The sequence below is a fragment of the Undibacterium sp. Ji83W genome (assembly GCF_049340385.1).
Lineage (GTDB): Bacteria > Pseudomonadota > Gammaproteobacteria > Burkholderiales > Burkholderiaceae_D > Undibacterium.
In genome coordinates, this window is record NZ_JBMPOZ010000001.1 from 798,656 (window position 1) to 816,607 (window position 17,952).

Annotated in this window: 12 protein-coding genes; 3 read left to right on the top strand and 9 right to left on the bottom strand. The window is 52.4% G+C overall.

Annotation, left to right across the window (positions count from 1 at the left end):
* Positions 1-509: 509 nt before the first annotated feature.
* Positions 510-2,984 (top strand): TonB-dependent receptor, encoded by a 2,475-nt coding sequence (locus tag ACO0LD_RS03690; protein ID WP_423003809.1) that lies wholly within the window; start codon positions 510-512, stop codon positions 2,982-2,984.
* Positions 2,985-3,043: 59 nt separating this feature from the next.
* Here the strand turns inward: ACO0LD_RS03690 and ACO0LD_RS03695 are convergent, their stop codons facing one another.
* A complete protein-coding gene (locus tag ACO0LD_RS03695; RefSeq protein ID WP_423003811.1) occupies positions 3,044-3,709 on the bottom strand; it encodes a thioesterase II family protein in 666 nt (221 codons plus the stop codon).
* A 60-nt stretch (positions 3,710-3,769) separates the two neighbouring features.
* Here ACO0LD_RS03695 and ACO0LD_RS03700 point away from each other — a divergent pair, with 60 nt between their 5' ends.
* Entirely contained in the window at positions 3,770-4,570 is an 801-nt protein-coding gene (locus tag ACO0LD_RS03700) for a 4'-phosphopantetheinyl transferase family protein (protein WP_423003813.1), read from the top strand.
* A gap of 78 nt (positions 4,571-4,648) precedes the next feature.
* On the opposite strand, the gene ACO0LD_RS03705 is transcribed toward ACO0LD_RS03700, so the two are convergent.
* On the bottom strand, positions 4,649-4,882 hold the full coding sequence (locus ACO0LD_RS03705; RefSeq protein ID WP_110256962.1) for a hypothetical protein: 234 nt from the start codon (positions 4,880-4,882) through the stop codon (positions 4,649-4,651).
* Positions 4,883-5,140: 258 nt separating this feature from the next.
* Here ACO0LD_RS03705 and ACO0LD_RS03710 point away from each other — a divergent pair, with 258 nt between their 5' ends.
* Complete coding sequence (locus tag ACO0LD_RS03710) at positions 5,141-5,452, top strand: STAS domain-containing protein (RefSeq protein WP_423003815.1); 312 nt, start codon at positions 5,141-5,143, stop codon at positions 5,450-5,452.
* 76 nt (positions 5,453-5,528) lie between these two features.
* Here the strand turns inward: ACO0LD_RS03710 and ACO0LD_RS03715 are convergent, their stop codons facing one another.
* The 7 genes from ACO0LD_RS03715 to ACO0LD_RS03745 all read right to left on the bottom strand — a co-directional run bounded on the left by ACO0LD_RS03715 (position 5,529) and on the right by ACO0LD_RS03745 (position 17,766).
* On the bottom strand, positions 5,529-7,784 hold the full coding sequence (locus ACO0LD_RS03715; RefSeq protein ID WP_423003817.1) for an ABC transporter transmembrane domain-containing protein: 2,256 nt from the start codon (positions 7,782-7,784) through the stop codon (positions 5,529-5,531).
* A 73-nt stretch (positions 7,785-7,857) separates the two neighbouring features.
* Positions 7,858-8,148: an acyl carrier protein gene (locus ACO0LD_RS03720; RefSeq protein WP_423003819.1), complete on the bottom strand. Its 291-nt coding sequence runs from the start codon at positions 8,146-8,148 to the stop codon at positions 7,858-7,860.
* 22 nt (positions 8,149-8,170) lie between these two features.
* Positions 8,171-9,955 (bottom strand): fatty acyl-AMP ligase, encoded by a 1,785-nt coding sequence (locus ACO0LD_RS03725; protein WP_423003821.1) that lies wholly within the window; start codon positions 9,953-9,955, stop codon positions 8,171-8,173.
* Positions 9,952-10,893 (bottom strand): MsnO8 family LLM class oxidoreductase, encoded by a 942-nt coding sequence (locus ACO0LD_RS03730; RefSeq protein WP_423003823.1) that lies wholly within the window; start codon positions 10,891-10,893, stop codon positions 9,952-9,954. Before ACO0LD_RS03730 ends, ACO0LD_RS03725 begins: the two co-directional genes overlap by 4 nt.
* Positions 10,890-11,912 carry a 1-aminocyclopropane-1-carboxylate deaminase/D-cysteine desulfhydrase gene (locus ACO0LD_RS03735; RefSeq protein WP_423003825.1) on the bottom strand — a complete coding sequence of 341 codons (1,023 nt, stop codon included), beginning with the start codon at positions 11,910-11,912 and terminating at the stop codon, positions 10,890-10,892. The genes ACO0LD_RS03730 and ACO0LD_RS03735 overlap by 4 nt, the downstream gene beginning before the upstream one ends.
* The gene (locus ACO0LD_RS03740) at positions 11,909-13,147 is read right to left on the bottom strand and encodes a hypothetical protein (protein WP_423003827.1); all 1,239 of its coding nucleotides are present in this window, start codon (positions 13,145-13,147) and stop codon (positions 11,909-11,911) included. The genes ACO0LD_RS03735 and ACO0LD_RS03740 overlap by 4 nt, the downstream gene beginning before the upstream one ends.
* On the bottom strand, positions 13,144-17,766 hold the full coding sequence (locus tag ACO0LD_RS03745) for an amino acid adenylation domain-containing protein (RefSeq protein ID WP_423003829.1): 4,623 nt from the start codon (positions 17,764-17,766) through the stop codon (positions 13,144-13,146). Before ACO0LD_RS03745 ends, ACO0LD_RS03740 begins: the two co-directional genes overlap by 4 nt.
* Positions 17,767-17,952: the final 186 nt, after the last annotated feature.

The window sequence follows — 17,952 nt, forward strand, 5'->3', positions numbered from 1 at the left end:
AGATCAGCGTTATCGCTGGCTTCGCTGTCCCTGAAACTTTTTCGCTTTAATTCCCGCGCATTATGACAGAGCTTGTTTGGGTGCGATATATCCCAGACCCTGCACTGGTACATCGGTACACAATCATCAGTCTGGAATATCGGACGACACAGACGCAAATCAAGCAAAAATACACCGAATATTTTGCCAGCCGCATGCGAACATCGATTCTAGGCAAGCTCACCAATCCTTTATTTCCACATAGAAACCCTGTACTTTTAAGCATCTAAATAATTTGTGTCGAATAAATGACATCGATAACATTTCAATTGACATCGATAACATTTATTGTTTCAATGGGCTTGTTTTTACATCTCGTCACTTGAGTTCCAGGGATACAGGCCAAAAAAACCAGGCCAGGCTCATTTAGGAAGTGGCAAGAGGCAACAATGCGTATGATGAAAAGTCTGCGGATTGCCTTTGAACGGATGTTAAGGACGACTAACTTTAATAATATTCAGGAGCACAACATGAACTGCAACAAGCCCTTCCGCTTGTCGGCGATCACTATCGCCATGATGACATTATTGAGCCAGGCCCAAGCCCAGGTCGCCAGCAATCCAGAGACCAATGCCGCGGCTGCAGCGACGACGAATACTGCCGCGCCAGCCAAGGCAGATGAAGTCCAGCAAATCGTGGTGACCGGTAATGCCCGCAGTGGCGGCCAACGCAAGATTGATGCGTCTTACTCCATCACCACCGCCAATGAAGAACAACTGAAACAGGCCGCCCCCAGCAGCACTGCTGATTTGCTGAAAATCGTGCCGGGTATTTATGCCGAATCCAGTGGCGGCAATGCCGGTGCCAATATAGGTGTGCGCGGCTTCCCTATCGACGGTGATGCACCATTTGTGACGATACAAATGAATGGCTCGCCTTTGTTCCCGCCACCTACCCTGTCTTTCCTGGAAGGTTCATCGCTGTTCCGTATTGATGACACCATAGAGCGCGTCGAAGTCTTGCGCGGTGGCCCCAGCCCTATCTTCTCGAATGGCCAGCCTGGTGCGACCATGAACTTTTTGCTCAAGAAAGGCCGTGACCTTGCTGAAGGCAGTTTGCGCGCCACTGTGGGTACAGGTAATCTGCGTCGCATCGATGGCTATTATGGTGGCAAGATTGCCGATGGCTGGTATGGCACCATAGGCGGTTTTTATCGTGTTGCACAAGGTGTGCGTGACGGACAATACCCGGCAGATGAAGGCGGCCAGGTCACTGCCAGTGTCACCAGGAAACTGGATCAGGGCGAGCTGACTTTTTATGCGCGCACCGTCAATGACAAAAACACTTTCTATACTGGCGTACCATTGATCTCTGCCAGTTCTGCTGGCGGCAAGCCAACTGCTTTTCCTGGTTTTGACCCTTTGACCGGTTCGCTGTATGGCAATGAATTGCGCAATGTCGCTCTGGAAGTAGGCCCTGGTCAGGTCATCAATAAAGACCTGGCAAATGGCCGTGGCTTGCAAGCCAATCTGTTTGGCGTGGATTTTTCGCAAACCATCAATGGCTGGAATATCAGTAACAAACTCAATCATTTTTCTGGCGATGCACCTACCCTGGCGATCTTCACTGGTAATAGCCCTGTGAGCATGTCCAGCTATATCAATAGCGCTATCCAGTCAGCCAATGGCCAGGCCAATGTGGTGGCTGCTGCAGGTGGCAAACAGGCTATTTCAGGCACGGCAACTTATCTGAATGGTGGCGGTGCAGTTGCAGGTGACCAGCAAGTGATGTCAGCAGGTATCTGGTCGGTAGAAAAGAAACTGAGTTCCTTCACTGATGAACTGCGCATCAGCAAAGAAATCATCAAGGATCACACCATGACGGCGGGCCTGTACTACGCCGATTACTCATCCAAGGACATGTGGTATCTGGGTAATAGTGTCCTGATGACAGCGACACCGAATGCCCGCCCTATCAATGTGCAATTGAACAATGGCGTGGTAGTCAGCGGCAATGGACATGATGGCGCATCCTTCTACACCTTGAATGAAAATTTCTCGGCGCAGAACACGGCGTTTTACCTGGCCGATGAATGGAAGATCAATGACCGTATCCGCGTTGATGCTGGTGTACGTACCGAGAACCGCCGTTTGAATGGCGTTATCTCGAATCCAAAATCGGTGGACCTGGATAATAATCCGCTGACCCTGTACAACAACAGCGCATCAGTACTGAGCGGCACGAACACGCCTGTGAATCGCACTGACAGTGAAATATCTTACACCCTGGGTGGTAATTACAAGGTGTCAGAAAACTTCAGCGTATTTGCGCGCCTGAATTCTGGCTTTGCCCTGCCACAGTTCGATACCATACGCGACAATGGTGTGAATGCGCCTGTGACCAAGGTCAAGCAGTATGAGATAGGTTTGAAGAGCGTGTCAGAATACGTCAGTGCTTACCTGACATTCTTCCACAATACTTTCACTGGCCTGCCCTTCCAGCAGTTTTTGTCGAATGGCAGCAATGTGACAGCGATTGGTGGCTCCAGTGGTTCTGGTCTGGAATTTGAAGTGGCTGCGCGCCCGATCAAGAACTTCCAGATTTCACTCAGCGGTGCCTACCAGCAATCGAAGTATGAAAACTATGGTGCCAATACCGGCAATGAAGTGAAGCGCCAGCCTAAATTGCAGTTCCGCCTGTCACCGAGCTACCGTATCCCGCTCGACAATGGTGATATCAAGCTGTATGGTACTTACACCCATGTCGATGCGCGCTTTGCCGATGCAGAAAACCAGCAATCCCTGCCCAAGTACTACACCCTGGATGCAGGTATCCTGGTGGGCCTGGGTGAAAATCTGGAATTCCGCCTGGCTGGTACCAACCTGACCAATCAACTCGGTCTGACCGAAGGCAATTCCCGCGTCATAGGCAGTGGCAGCAGCGTGGTCTTTGCCCGCCCTATCTTTGGTCGTGCGATTGAGGCATCGGTGCTGTACAGGTTCTAATATTTATTGGTATTGTTCTGTAAGCGTGGCCCTGAAATCCAGGGCCACGCTTTTTCATTTCAGGCGATCAGGCTCTGCACTTTTTCAACTTCATCAAACAGAAAAAAGTGTCCGCCTGCAAACGTATGTACTTCAGGCGCATTCACAAAACATTCTGTCCAGGCCAGGCCATCTGCCAGCGCTATCCTGTCATCTTGCCCCAGCAGCACGCGCACAGGTACATCATGCTGGCGCTGGCTGCCATCGACATAGGCTTCTGCTGCACCTATGTCGGCACGCAGGATAGGCTCAAACAATTCCATCAATTGTGGTTCAGCCAGCACTTCTGCTGATATGCCGCCCATGTTTGCTACCCACTCAAGAAATTCCTTGCGCGGCAGTTCTGCGTGGTGCTCCAAAGCGCGGCTATGCGGTGCAGCAGCACCTGACAATACCAGTCTCTGTGGCAGGCTAGCCCCAAGCTCCACCAGTCTGTCGAGTATGGCAAGCGCAATATAGGCACCCATGCTGTGTCCAAACAAGACATAGGAGCTACCAGCGCTTGCGCGCAAAGTAGGTTCGAGCAAGGCAGCTACCATCTCAGGTATGCTGTGCATCAAAGGCTGGCGCATATTGCTGCCGTGGCCTGGCGGGTCGAGCACCAGCCATTCATGTGCATGTTCACGCGACAGCTTTGCATAGCTATAGCTGCTGCCACCGGCAAACGGGTAGGCGATGATTTTCAATATACTGTTCCTTTATCAGCGTTCTCAATATAATGCGGCACGGATGAATATAACCTGTCTATGACTACTAACACAAAGAATATGTACCCGAACCCGGCGGCACAAATATGGATAGCCGAACTCGATTACCTGCGCACATACAGGGCCGGTTTGCAAACCCTGTTAACCGGCGCTGAGCAAATACGTGCCCAACGCTATCTGCAGCAGGATGACAGGGACAGGTATCTGGGTGGTCGTGCATTGGTGAAGCTGGCAGTAGCAAAAATGACTGGTATCCCGCCTGGAGAGATATCAGTCATCACCGCTGCCACTGGCAAGCCATCAGTCAGCTTCGTGAATGAAAATATTATGGTCCCTGCCATCAGCATTTCTCACGCTGGTCAGCTAGTCGTGGTGGCCCTGCAATATGGTGCAGAGACAGGGGTGGATGTCGAACTATTTAATCATGATGTCAATCTGGATGATTTGATGGGGGTAGTTTGCAGCAAGGAGGAAATTGCGGAAATTAAGCTGTCTGACAACAAAAACAGGGCACAAAAATTTTATGCATTCTGGGTTTTAAAAGAAGCTTATCTGAAAGCTACTGGCGAAGGCTTGTCGGCAGACGCACGCAAGCTGGTATTCAGTGTGAATCATGCGTCCAGCGTCCGCTTGCTTAAAAACCTGGACAATGGCGATGCCGCTGACTGGCAGTTTGTACTCAAACAATATGACGAGCAGCACCTCATTGCACTGGCAAGCAAAAGAAGTTTACCCAAAACAGCTGACGACAGCGGATTCGGGTCTGCACAATACATCCCCACTTTTATGGATGCGTTGTCTTTGCTCGGGGATTATTGCTCAGGAAAAACATTTGATTGATGTGCTGTCTGAGGGCCTGCTACAGTCATCAGGCACATAGCCCGGATGAGCCATGTGCTCTACTCTACGACTAAAATATTACTTCTTGATGCTCAGAACAATCGAGCCTGTCCAATTTGCACCGCCGTTTTCAACGAGGATGCTCAGTACATTGGTGATCTCTGTCCATTCCATGGAGATTTTTGCGCCGCCGATGTCTACGCCGTCAGATTTCAAAGTGCCGTTTGGGTCAGACAGCAGTTTGGTACGGTATGCGGGATCTTGTGCGGATTTTGCGATTGCAGATGCCAGTTGGTCATATAAATGTGCCATTTTTTTACCCCTAGTTTACGTGGTTCAACGAAGTTAATATCGGAATGAAACGAAACTCTGTGCTGCCAATGAATTTGAATTTCTAGCTCAAATTTTAGGCAGCGAAGGCAATAGTACACTTGCGTAGAAATGATGTCTAGCATTTAACAAAGCGTAAAAAAATATTATTATTTTTGCGTTGTTAAATGTACGATTTGAGCCGAAATTACGTCTAGAATAAGCAGCATTTAACCCACAAACTTTCCTGTCAGGATCATTATGCCGAATATAAAAACCTTTACTCCTGCTGGCCGCCTCGATAGCAATAATTCTGCTGCGTTTGAGAAAGAGATTCTCGTTGCTATCGAAGCTGGTGAGGTTCACATACTTATCGATTTTTCTGAACTCGCCTACATCAGCAGTGCTGGCCTGCGCGTTATCTTGTTGACGGCCAAGAAAACCAAGGCTGCCAGCGGCAAGCTGGTTTTGTGCAGTCTGAATGAATCGATCAATGAAGTATTTTTGGTCAGTGGTTTTAATGCGATTCTTGATATACAGGCGAACAAGGATGCTGCACTGGCGCGTTTTTGAATTCATCAAACCGTCATAAAAAGCTCTCGCAATTTTTTTGCCAGAGCTTTTTACTTTTTGCCGTCCTATTTGATAATTAAGCGTCTGCAGCTTCTATAATTGCCTGCGTCCACTCTGCCGCTCTTTCATAGGCCGTTGTCGTCACCGCTTCTTTCAGTTTAGGGTCAGCATCCATCAACTCCATGAATTGCTGGCGATCAAGGCTGATACAAGTGCTGTCGACGACTGCACGCACAGACCAGATACGCGGTACCGGGCGTATCAGCGCCATTTCGCCAAAGTAGTCACCATCATCGAGCATGCCCAACGTAGTTTCTTTGTCGCCTTCCAGCTTCACATAGTTTTCCAGCTTGCCGCGAGCAACGATATAGAACTTGCTGCCTGGCTCGCCTTCTTCAAACACAGGCTTGCCAGCGGCAAAAGATTCTGACACCAGTGACTTCGAGAGTTTTTGCAAGACCTCGTCCGAGCATTCGGACAGGAAAGGGATGCCTCTGAGACGTTCCACGGAAACACTGGCCTTGCCATCGTCAGTAATCGTGAAGCCGCTTTGCTTGCGCCACAGCATGGCATAGCGACCATCCTTGGCCAGCAACTCTTCATGCGTGCCCGACTCCACCACCTGGCCTTTTTCCATGACGATAATGAGATCGTAATTGGTGATATGGGTGAAGCGATGGGTGACAGATACTACGGTCCAATCGGCAGAGATGGCATCAAGCGTCGCGCCTATCTCGGCTTCGGTATGGGCATCAAGTGCCGAAGTGGCTTCATCAAGGAAGAGTATGCGTGGGTTACGCAACAAGGCACGGGCGATGGCAATACGCTGGCGCTGGCCGCCCGACAGGCTACCGCCCTGGCTGCCGACCACGCTTTGGTAGCCATTCGGGAAAGTCTCTATCAAATCATGGATGCCTGCATCCTTGGCAGCGGCGACAATTTCTTCATCTGTTGCATCCAGCCTGCCCATGCGTATGTTTTCTGCGATGCTGGTATCGAACAAGGCAGTGTTTTGCAAGACCACGCTGGTCTGTGCGCGCAGCGATGCTTCTGTGCCATCACGCAAATCGACATTATCGAGCAATATCTTGCCCTTGTTCGGGTCATACAGGCGCATCAGCAAAGACAGTACCGTGGATTTGCCAGAGCCGGAACCACCGACGATGGCAACTGTCCTGCCCGCCGGGATTTCTATATCGACGCCGCGCAGGATAGGGTGATCAGCCTGATAGGCGAATTCCACGCCTTGCAGTTTCAGGTTTTCCTGTATCGCTGGCAGTGCCGTGGCTGTCGGACTGTCGGGCAAGGCTGGCTGCGCGCCCAGCAGTTTTTGTATGCGCGAGTAACTGTTCATGCCCTGCACCAGCAAAGGGATGGCCTGGGTCAGGTTATCCGTTGCACCACCAATATTGAGCAGCAAGCCTATGAAGGCAATCAGCAAACCCGTGGTCAGGAAACCCATGACAGCCAGAATCGCACCTACGCCGAGCACACCTATCTGCAAGAAACCGGCAGCGACATTGGTGGAGCGACCTATCATGGAGGTGAAGAAATTCGCCCTGAAATCATCTTCCTGCAAGCGCGTCAACCTCTCGCCGAATTGCTGTTCGCGGTATTTGCTGAGGTTGAAGGTGCGTATGGTCAGGTGATTCAGCAAATTCTCTTGTACCAGACCTGCATTGCCAGATTGCAGGTCATCACGCGAGCGACCAAACTTGCGCGCACGCGGGCCAAATGGTTTGGGGGCAAAGGCGATCATGGGCATGAGTATCAGCGCCACCATGGCCAGCCGCCATTCGATGACGAATAGCAGAACCAGGCTGGTGACGATGGTGACCAGGCGCATGCAAAAGCTGGGCAGGCCGCGCACCAGGGCAGTTTCTATCGCCATCACATCAGGACCAAAGCAGGCAACGATATCGCCTTGCGGTGTCTTGCTGAAAAAATCGGTGGATTGCTTTTGCAGGTTACTGAACATCCTTTCCTGCAAACTCTTGGAAATACGAGAACCTATAGTCGCCGTACCAAAGTCCTGCATCAGGCCAGCACCTGCATTGAGCAGGAAGCCGACGGCCAGCACACCCAGCAAAATTGCCAGCAAACCCATGTCCTTGTTGACGATGGCCTTGTCGAAGATGTAGCGGTAGCTTAATGGCATGAGCAGATTAAAGCCTATCTGCACCAGCAAGGCCAGCGCCACCAGGCTGGCCAGCAGACGGTAGGTAAAGGCCAGGCCCAGTGCCTGACCGATAAATCCCCAGAAACTGACTTTATGTTCGCCATCCGCTGCCTTGGCGGCTTCGTTTTTGGGTGCTGCTTTTTGATCGCTCATGCTTGCTCCGGTTGAGATAGGATCATGGGTTGCCATGATGCATTCATTCAGTGCTGCTCTTGCTCAGTGCTTTCTACTCTTTATCTATTCCTGATCTATTTTTATCCAGCGTCGCTACATATTCACTCAAGAGATGTATCGTCGGATAATCCCAAACGATGGTGGATTCAATTTCCACACCCAGCAAATCATCGAGTTCAACAATCAAGTCCATGACGTTGATGGAATCCAGGCCCAGGCTGTTAAAAGGCATGTCAGGATCGATATCGTCGGTTGACTGCTCCAATAGTTGTGCGACTCTATGAATGAGCCAGTCTTCGAGCTGCTCTGCATTCCATTTTTTTGCTGCCAGCTTTTCTGTCATTGTCTGTTCCCGGATTTGCTGATTAATCTTTGTTGCGGAATTCTGCCGATGCGGTACGTGATCTGATACTTTCAGGCAATTCAGAAAATGCCCTGCGGTTTTGTCCATAGCTGGTCTTGCCGCTGGTAGTCTTGTTGATGCCCATGGGCCCCACAAAGCGCAGATGGGTAATCGCGATTTCTGCTGGTGCCACTGCCAGCCTGATCTGATTGGCGAGTTTTTCGAGTTCTGTACTCAGAGCCTGTTCAGGGCTGTCGACAAACCAGCTACGCGCAGTGCGTGCCAACTCGCAGATGACGATAATGCTTTCATTCTTTGCGCTCGCATCATCATAGGAAAAAACGGCGACATCCTCAATCCCGATTACCGCATTCTGTATCAATGCTTCCACATCATGTGGATATATATTGCGGCCATTCAGTATCATTAACTCTTTGCTGCGGCCGGTCACGTAGAGTTGCCCCTCGACAATGGCGCCTATATCTCCCGTCACCAGATAACGAGCAAGGCACTGATCGGCTAGTTGCGCATGAAAAGTCAGCTGGCTTTGCTCAGTATTATTGAAATAAGTCTCTGGCACACTGGGGCCAGTAATCCAGATTTCGCCTATTTTGCCATCTGCCAGTCTGAATTTACTGACCGGGTCGGCAATAACAATGCGCTCTGGATCTGCATGGCCGCTGGCGACCAGTTGACGACTATCTTCTTCACTGAGTGCCGCGTCTATGTTGCCCTGTTCCAGGCCCAGTATCGATACCGTGCGTATGAGAGGGTCATGGTTGCCGGTGGCAAACAGCGTGGTTTCTGCCAAGCCGTAACAGGTCAGCATATTCGTATTGGAATAGCCTGCCGGAGCGAAGCGCTGTTCAAATTTTTGTAGCGTGATGGCACGTATCGGTTCAGCCCCGTTGTAGGCAGTTTTCCAGGCTTGCAGGTGCAGGCCTGCAATATCAGCATCCGCTATGCGATCGGCGCAAAGCTGGTAGGCAAAATTAGGGCCGCCGGACATGACTTTGCGGTCAACATCTTGCGTAGAAATTAGCTGCAGCCAGCGCACCGGGCGTTTGATGAAGGCCGATGGTGCCATGCTGACGCACGGTATGCCACCATAAATCGGCGTCAGTAAACCACCTATCAAACCCATGTCATGGTAATGCGGCAGCCAGTTGACCATGACAAATTCATGGTCCACCTTGAAGTCTTTTTGTATCAATGCCAGGTTGGCTGCCAGGTTGCTGTGACTGACCAGTACCCCTTTTGGCAAGCTGCTGGAACCAGAGGTGTATTGGATGAAGGCATAGTCCTGGGCCTTGCGCCCTGTCATGTCCCGGCCCTCACCCAATACTCTCAACTGTATGGTGCTGAGTATATGTATGCCCTCCAACACCGGGCTGGAGGCAAATACATCCTGCAGGCGCAACACTTCTGGCTCGCTGGTCAGCGTCATCGTCGCACCGCAATTGTTAATGATGGCTTCGAGTATATGCGCCTCGCGTCCGCGTCTTGGCATGGCAATGGGGATGGCGATGACACCCGCAATCTGACAAGCCAGGAAAGCCAATATGAAATCCAGCCCTGGTGAAAACGCCAGGATGATCATGCGCGGATGATCTTCAGGCCAGCTCAATTGCAACAGGCCACGGGCTATGCTTTCACTGGCGACATACAATTCCTGGCGGCTCAGGTGCACTGCCAAATCCTGCGAACGCTCTGGCACCCAGGATATGGCAGCGGCATCCGCATCCACTTCCATGCATGCACGGTATTGATCCAGTAATGTCAGGGGACTAGCCGTCAAGTCTGTCATGTCTGCAAATCCATTGGCAATTGAAATAATTCAGCCAGTGCCACGATGGCTGCACGCTTGCGTTCTTCGAGGTGCCACATGTGGTAGATGATGATGCTGTCGGCATCGTAACGCTGCTGTATCGCCAGTATCTGGTCGCGACAGGATGCTGGCGTGCCACAGATATTGGCGCGCATGGTGCTGCCTATCCAGCTTTCTACCTGCTGTTTTTGTGATTGCGCAATGTCCTCGGTGTCAGCACAAACGCAACTCAGGGCGATGGCGATTTTTGCCTTGTCTGTACTGTCCTGATATTCACCATACTGGCGTTTATAGGCAGCGGTGATGGCGGCATCCTGCGTACTGGCCCGGTGGAATAGCGAGTAGGCATAACTGGCTGCCGACTTCGCTGCCAATTCTGCCGTGCCAAAACCTGAACCCATGATCCACAGCGGTGGTCTTTCAGCAAAGCATGGTGTCGCAGCATGGGCAAAGCGGTGCCCTTCAGGAAAATCGCCATCGAGATAGCGTTTCAGATTCACCAGCTTTTCAGCAAACTGTTTGGTAATGACAGCGGGTGGTTCATCGGAACCTGTCAATGCGGTCAGTGCCACAGGATCAGCAGGCACGCCGCCGCAAACTCCCAGTACGACACGGCCATCTGACAATGCAGATAAGCCACGATAATTTTCAGCCACAGCCAGCGGGCTATATAGCGGCAACAATACTGCCGCAGAACCCAGGCCTATACGCTGCGTGACCTGCGCCAGCGCTGCCAGCATCATTTCTGGCGCAGCCCAGGAGAAATGGGATTCGTGGTGTTCGGCCAGCCATAGGCGCTCATAACCCAGTTGGTCGGCCAGTTTCGCCATCCTGAAGGTTTGCGCCAGCACATCTGCACCATTCTGGCCGGGGGCGATGATGCCCAGATCCAGCAGGGATAAGCTCAAGCTACTCATGCTGCCGCCTTTGCAGTGATTGCGGAAGGGTCGGGATCAACCGCGCTATAGGTATTCCAGAACAATACACGCCGCCCTTGCAATGTGGACTTGCGGAACATCGCCAGCGTCTTGGAAATATAGGTGGTCTCAGTGCGGAAGTTGCTGGCCTCGGCCACTTCCCTGGCCGCTTCGTCGGCATCGGCATTGCTTTGCCCATAACCTGGCGCGGCAAATTCATCGACCCAGAGTATGTCGCCGAACTGTGGTTCTTTGGTATAACCAGCCTGACGCAGCAAGGCCAGGGTTTTCATCGCCAGCTTTTTCATTTTGGCTGGCCCCGTGATCATCATGGGCACCATGCGCACCGCCACCACACGTATGGGCAAACCCGCCATCGCCAGTCCCAGCCAGACGCCGGATGCAGTGGCACAAGTGCCGGTGGGAATGACGATATCATCTATCATGGGCAGCTCGCCACTTTTGATGGCAGCCGCAATTTCCAGAGCTCCTTCGATGACGCCCAGCACGCCTATGGGATGATGCGAGCCTGGTGGTATCCAATAAGGGCGCTGCCCCTGATGACGACGATAACGTATGCGCAGGAAAGCCATGGGCACATCGAGGAAGCGTTCACAGCGCAGGAATTCCATGCCCAGTGCTGGCAACAGGCGCTTGTTTAACCCGGCTTCATGTACATTCGGTTGCGGTGTCAGCAAGGCGCGCGCATGCAAGCCGTGGATACGGGCAAAGGTGGCCGTGGCCAATACCTGATGGCTGCCGAGTGGGCCCATGGTGGCAACACTGGTTGCGCCTTTGGCTATTGCATCACCAAAGAAATATTCGAGGTTCCTGACCTTGCTGCCGCCGTATATCGCTGAGCTGAGGTCATCGCGTTTTACCCATAGCGCTTGCAAATTCCAGCGTGCTGCCAGGCTGGTTTCATGGCTGATGGGCGTTGGCCTGTCTACCAGGTCTACGGGTTTATACATGGCATCCAGGCCCGGCACCATTTCGGTAAGCAGTCGCGCTGTCATCATGCATGCTCCGCCGGATTGAGCATGGCCGGACTCAAATATTGAAACTCTTCCGCCAGTGCACTGAAGCAGCTGGCCTCGCTGCGATCCAGATAGGCTTGCAGGCGTGGCTCCAGATCAGGATAGGTGTGCAGTCTTTGCAAGAGTGCAGGAACGACTCTTTGCAGGCAGGCCAGCATGAGTAAGGATGGATTGCGATACTCTGCTTCTACATCGGCCACCGGCCCCAGCATGAAGTGGCGCACGGTTTTACTGAGGTCAGCAAAGGCAGCCATCAGCATTTCCATGAAAGCAGCATCGCTCTTGACTTCTGCCATGGGGATGATGGAACCCAGATCGACAAAGCCGCCATCGATGACAGCATTTTGCATTTCCAGGCAATGGCCTATGCCTATGTGTTCTGTACGGCCAGGCAAGAAGCCAAGGGCCAGCATGCGGGCGACCAAGTCTATCCAGCGATCGACGACCTGTTCCGGTGTCAGGCCATAACCTGCGGTCAAACTTCCCAGTCTTTGCAGCCAGGGTGTATTGCCAAGCTTTTTCAATTCCACAGGCAAATGCGCAACCCGCAAAGGCAGACTGGGGTAGTGATAGATAATCGCCGCCAGGCCATCCGCGGATGAAATTTCGACTATGCGCATTGCACGCTCTGACAGCAGGCTACGCAAGGCAGCAAGATGACTATCGCGTGCCGATGTGGGCCACTGTATTACCAACAAGGGTGTAGGTGTGCAGGCAAGTTGACCGAAACGCTGCAGATGCGCCTGCTGCAACATGCAGGCAGCCTTCGCGTCTTCCACAGCTTCAAAAGCGCTGATCGCCAGCGGGATTTTTTGTTCAACCAGTGCAAAATGCTCAGCCGCAGAAAACAGTGACTTACCGCGTACGGGATAATCAATGCGGAATTGTGACAAGACAGCCAGATGCTGGTCACGGTCATGCGCATACACTTCCGTACCCTTGTGCGCCAGCACACCTGCGCCGGTATCCTGGTAAAAAGCCCGCAAGTGGCGATAAGGCCGCTGGTATGCACCAGACTGAAAGGGATTGATACCATGCGCACAAGGCAACTCCTGGCGCAAAGCCGTCAGCCGCGTATCAAGATCGGGCAAAATGGCTGACAGGGCTGCATGCAGCTCAGCCGCTTCTGTAGTCACATCCCACAAAACCCGTTCTACTTTATGGGCAGTAATGCTTGCTTGCTCTGTCATCGCATCCTTCATGATGGTGTTGCTCATGTTGTTGCCCCAGGTTTGCGCAATTCTTTCAATCTTTGCAAGCCACTCTTGCGCAAATCACGTTTTGCCGCTTCCTGGCGTTCTGCGCCATCGAGTGACAACATGGCAGCCAGGCTGGCATAGCTGATGCTGGCGTCGGCAGCGACCTGGCCCAGCACGGCGATAAATTCTCGCTGTATGCTTTGTGCAGTTGCTACGGTAAATAATTCAGTACTGAATTCCAGTGTGGCACGCAATTGTGGCTCATCAATGACAGTCAGCAGCAAATCGTATTTCGCCGTATCGGTATGCAAATCGACTGCCTGTATCTGGAAGTGCTTGTTATCGAGTTGCGCCAGTGGTGCATTTTGCAGGACGAACTTGTGCTGGAACAGCGGCATGCCACCCGCATCACGTGGCGGGTTCAGTTCCTGCACCAGCAAATCAAATGGCAAGTGCTGGTTAAAGTAGGCCTGCAAGCTGGTTTGCCTGACCTTGCCCAGCATATCGGTAAAACTGCTGCAATCAGCAAAATTACTGCGCAAGACCAGTTGATTGACGAAGAAGCCCTGCACTTTTTCTGCCAGCGGATGATCCCTGCCTGCGATATCACTGCCAACGACGATATCATCCTGGCCAGACCTATGGCGCAAGACAACATGAAAAGCCGTCAGCAAGAGCATGAACAAAGTAGCTGAATGCTGGCGGGCGACACGGCGCAAATCATCAGACAGTTTGGCATCAAGCCCGAAGCTGATGCGCGCACCGGCATGGCTGCTGTTTGCCGGACGCGGGAAATCGGTAGGCAAGTTCAGGCGCGGCAAGGCAGCAAGCTGTTGCTTCCAGTATTGCATTTCCTTGTTGATGTATTGCTCCTGCACCTGCTGTTCCCACCAGTGGCTGAAGTCGGCGTATTGCAATGCCGGTTCCATAAATGCCTGGGTATTGCTTACTTCAGCGGCATAGGCTTGCAAGAGTTCTTGCGCAAACAGGGCAATCGCCCAACCATCGGTGGCGATGTGGTGTATCAGTATCAGCACATAGGCTTGCCGGTCGCCATTGAGCAAGAGGCTAAGGCGTACCGGTCTTTCACTTTCCAGATCGAAGGGCTGACTGGCCAGTTGTTTGAGTCTGGCATTGATCTTTGTTTCATCCAGGCTTTGTGCACCGACATCTTCAGCATGAACTGACATTTCAGCGTTTTCAGCCACGGCCTGCATGACAGCACCCTGCCCTTGCTTTTGTATGCGCAAGTTGAGTATTTCATGGCGCACCACCACTTGTTGTACAGCGCGCTGGAAAGCAGTCTGGTCCAGATTGCCATCCAGCCGTGCCGCCAGTGCGACATTATAGTTGGCGCTGGCTGGCTCCATCTGGTGCAAAAACCACAAGCGCGATTGCGCACGTGACAAAGGCAAACCCTGAGCGCGATTCAATGTGGGTAAAGTCAGCGGCTGTACTTGCGGATGGCCACTCAGTAATTCGCGCACTGATGCTGCCAGAGTTTGCAGAGTCGGATATTCAAATATCAGGCGCAAAGGCAGGTCCACTGCGAAGGCTGCCCGCAACCTTGCCATGACGGCGGTTGCCCGCAATGAATGTCCGCCCAGCGCAAAGAAATCATCACTGGCATGCACGCCAGACACAGACAATACTTCTGACCATGCTGCTGCAATAATGTCGTGCACAGCATCAGCCTGCTGCTGTGCATGTGCATTGCCTTTGCGCTCAGGTAGTGGCAGGTTTTTCCTGTCCACCTTGCCATTGACTGACACTGGCACACTATCAAGCTGCAAGAAATGCGAGGGCAGCATGCTGGCTGGCAGTTGCGCTTGCAGATGCAGGTGCAATTCCTCAGCCCCCAGGTTCTGGCCGGGATGCAGGACGTAGTAGGCAATCAATTCCTTATCAGATTTGCCCGAGGCCGGACCAGCTTCATTATGATCATGCACTATGCAGATCGCATCACGTATCGCTGCATGCCTGCCCATGGCGATTTCTATTTCACCCAGCTCTATGCGAAAGCCGCGTATCTTGACCTGGTTATCGAGACGACCCAGGAATTCCATGACGCCATCAGCATAAAACCGGGCACGATCACCGGTCTTGTACATGCGTGCATCCTGTACGCTCTCTCTGGCATGAGGGTCTTGCAGAAAGCGTTCTGCCGTCAACTCAGGCTGGCCTACATAACCTTCGGCCAGACAATCACCACCGATATAGAGATCACCAGGCAGGCCCACGGGCAATGGCTGCAAATCTGCATCAAGTATGTAGTAGCGGGCATTCTGTATCGGTTTGCCATAAGGGACGCTGACCCAATCTGGCTGCAACTCTCCAACGATATGGTAATTAGACCAGATCGTCGCCTCGGTCGCACCACCGAGGGCAACGACGCAGACGCCAGGGAAAGCGGCTTTCATGCGGTCTGGCAGAGCCAGCGGTATCCAGTCACCACTGAGGAAGATCAGGCGCAGACTGGCAGTGGCAATGGCCGCAGAAGCTTGTGGCAATAATGATTCCAGTTGCCATAAAGCCGCCGGGGCAGAATCCCAGAAGCTGATATTTTCTGTTTCTATTATTTTCAGCAAACGCTCAGGATCAGCAATCTCGGCCTCACTGGCTATCCTGACGATACCGCCTGCGGCCAATATGCCAAAGATGTCATACACCGACAAATCAAATGCCGGTGAAGTGACGAACAATAGCTTGTCCTGCGCACCTATATCAAATGTGTGGTTCACCCATTCTATGAGGTTGATGGCTTTTTGATGCAGCACCAATACACCCTTAGGCTTGCCGGTGGAACCGGATGTAAAGATCACATAAGCCGGGTCTTGCGGACGCGCCTGGTTTTGCAAGGCTGCGACTGGCAATGCAGTCGTCTGATCTACACAGACGAGTTGCAATTGCCGCTCATTTGCCAGGACCTGTGTGCTCTCCAGCAAACTGCTGACCGTCAATATGCTGCGCACCGGCAGGCTATCAAAAATCGCCAAGACGCGGGCGGCAGGCAACTGCGGTTCTATAGGCACATAATGGTGGCCGCTGGCGACCACAGCCAGCAAGGCAATCAGCATTTCACGGTCACGTGTGAGCCTGACGGCGACCGGTGAATTTTCGCTCAAACCCAGGGCATTGATAGCATGCACCACCTGGCTGACCCTGTCCTGCAAACTGGCATAGCTCATGCTGTCTTGCGCGTCGATGAGGGCTATCGCATCCGGCGTGCGAGCTGCCTGGTCTATGAAGATGCTCGCCAGCGTGGCCGTGGTGTCATAGGCGCAGGCAGTGTCATTCCATTGCTGCAATTGCTGCTCACGCTGCTCTGTTGTCAGCAAATGCAAACCCCTGACTGCTTGCTCGCCACTCGCATGCGCGAGTTGTTGCAACAAAAAGCGGTATTGATACAGCATGGCTTGTGCTGTTGCAGGCTCTATGCGCGCAGTGTCTGCCAGCAGGCGCAAGTGCAGGCCACTATCTTTAGGCTCGACGATCAGGGTCAGTGGGTAATTCGATTCTTCCTGCAGATGATAATCGACGATGCTGGCATCGCCTAGTTGATTACCCTGCACTGCCAGCGGATAATTTTCATAGACGACAATAGTGTCAAACAACGCCTGGCCCGAAGGTAGTTCACTCCATTCAGCCACCCGGCTGAGGCTGCTGTGTTCATGTTCACGTGACGCCGCCAGGTGTCTGTGTACATCAGTCAGCAAGCTGGCAATGCTGTGTTCCGCACTATGTTTGATGCGCAGCGGGATGGTATTAATGAACAGACCCACCATCTGCTCTACCCCATCCAGTTCAGCAGGACGGCCAGATGTCGTGACGCCAAACAGCACATCCTTGCTGTCTGCATATCTGGACAAGAGCACACCCCAGCAGGCCATGATGGCGCTGACGGTGGTGACACCAATTTTTTGCGACAGGGCTGATAATGTAGTGAAGTCATCAGTGGCCAGCAGGTTTTCAAAAGCCACGACTTTTGCCGCCGTTCCTGTGGCACGTTTAAGCACTGGCAAGCTGGTCGCTTGCTCAAAGCCGCGCAAGGCATGACGCCAGTAATCTTCTGCCGCCAGGTTATCGCGCTTGCCCAGCCAGAGTAAAAAGTCGGTGTAGGGGCGCTCGGCTGGCAGGCTGGCTGTCTTGCCCTGCAATAAATCTGCATACTGTTGCGCTACCGCAGCCAGCACCAGGCCGGATGCCCAGCCATCGAGTATCAGGTGATGATGGCTCCAGACCATCTCCCATTCATGTTCAGCCCAGCGTAATATGCTGACGCGCATCAGTGGCGCGCTATCCAGTGCAAAGCCTTGCCGGCTGTCTGCCTGCAAGAATTGCTGGCGCAAGGCTTCATGCTCTTGCTTGGGTGATGACCGGTAATCGACAACTTTGAATGGCAGGGTGATTGCAGTCTGCAATTGCTGACGCGGCTGGTCCCCTGTCCACAGGAAACGCATGCGCAAGGCGCAATGATGGGCGATGACGGTTTCCCAGGCTTGCTGCAGTTTTTCTGTATTGAGTTCACCTTGCAGGCGCACCTGCAATTGCTGGAAATAAGCAGCGCTGGCTGGTTCACGCAAATGGTGAAACAACATGCCTTGTTGCATCGCAGTCAGGGGAAAAACCATTTCCATATTTGTTCCAGCCCTCATTAATTTTTAGAATAGCAAAAACAAGTTTTTCATTACTCATAGGACTTACGCAAAACTGTCCCAACAAGGCTATCGCTTTTCGGAAACATCCCTTGAAAGGAATGTTCGCTTCGTCGGCAGACAATATATTGTCTGAAACCCCGACTGCACCGTAGCGACGAAGACAGT